This window comes from Rhizobacter sp. P3_B12, assembly GCF_056402895.1.
The window spans coordinates 1-1,294 of the sequence record NZ_JBFUGN010001343.1 but is presented as its reverse complement, the minus strand read 5'-3'; the positions used below and the strand labels follow the sequence as shown (position 1 = coordinate 1,294).

The window sequence follows — 1,294 nt, the reverse complement described above, 5'->3', positions numbered from 1 at the left end:
GCTCGACGCAGGAGCGCAGCGTGCCGAACAGTCTGGCGGCCATCGGTGCGAGTGCCGGCACGGCGCCGAATGCGACCGCGACGCGCGGCACGCCGCCGACGGCCACGCTGAGCGTGCCGGTCTTCACGGCCACGCAGATCGGGCAGAGCAGCGGCGCCACGGCGCTGCTGAGCAACACCGGCGGCGTGGCGATCAACATCACGATGCCGACCGCCGCGGCGGTGTCGTCGGCGTCGGGCAGCGAGTTCAGCTTCTCGGGCACGACATGCGGCACGACACTGCCGGCGGGTGCGTCGTGCACGGTGAGCGTGAGCTTCATCCCGACTGCAGCTGGTGCACGCACKGGCGGGTTGAACATCAACACCGAGCTGGGCGTCAAGAGCGTGGTGCTGTCCGGCACAGGCCAGGCGCCGTCGGGCAGCCTGTCGGCGCTGGCCTTCGGTGATGTTGCAGTCGGCAGCGCATCGATGCAGAACGCGATGCTGACGAACACCGGTGTCGGCCCGCTGAGCGTGGCAGTGCCCGCGGCCTCCTCGGTCAGCGGCACSGACTTCGGSTTCGTCTCSACGACCTGCGGCAACTCGCTGCCGGTGGGKGGCARCTGCKCGGTCACGGTGCGCTTCCAGCCGACGGCCAATGCMGCACGCAGCGGCRGCSTGAGCATCGGCACSGGYGCGGGGACGCTGTCTGCCGCGCTGAAYGGCACCGGCCTGCAGTCGGTGATCGCGGTGACCGGCAATGGCGCAGCGAGCCTGACAGCGCAGAAGAGCGGTGCAGCAGGAAGCGGCACGGTCACCTTCACGAACAGCGGCAACCAGGCGGCGACGCTCACGATGTCGGGCYTGAGCGCACCKTACTCGGTGAGCCCGGCAAGCTGCGTGGCGCCTGCGGGCGGYAGCTGTGCGGTGACGGTGTCGATGACGACGGCTGGCGCGATAGGCGCGCAAGGCGGCCAGATCCTGACGGCCACCGGCGGCACGACCGGTGCGGTGTCTGCCTCGGTGGCGGGCACGTTGTACGGCTCGGCGATCTCGGTCACCGGCAACGGCGCAGGTGCGTTGAGCGCCACGAAGGGTGGCGGTGCAGCCTCCGGCACGGTGAGCTTCACCAACAGCGGCAACCAGGCGGTGACGCTGGCGATGTCGGGCCTCAGCGGCGTGTACAGCGTGGCACCGGGCAGCTGCACGGTCGATGCGGGCGGCACTTGCGTGGTGACGGTGTCGATGAGCACGGGCGGCAACATCGGCGCGCAAGGTGCGCAGACGCTGGTGGCGACTGGCGGAACCTTGGGTGC

1 protein-coding gene and 1 pseudogene are annotated in these 1,294 nt (G+C 70.7%); both read left to right on the top strand.

The genetic code is table 11. From position 1 onward, the window contains the following. Positions 1-20: 20 nt before the first annotated feature. Positions 21-305, top strand: a pseudogene (locus AC1D01_RS35070) (hypothetical protein); the annotation flags it as partial. Positions 306-350: 45 nt separating this feature from the next. Further along, the coding region (locus AC1D01_RS35065) for a choice-of-anchor D domain-containing protein (RefSeq protein ID WP_477874189.1) at positions 351-1,294 on the top strand (944 nt) is incomplete at its 3' end.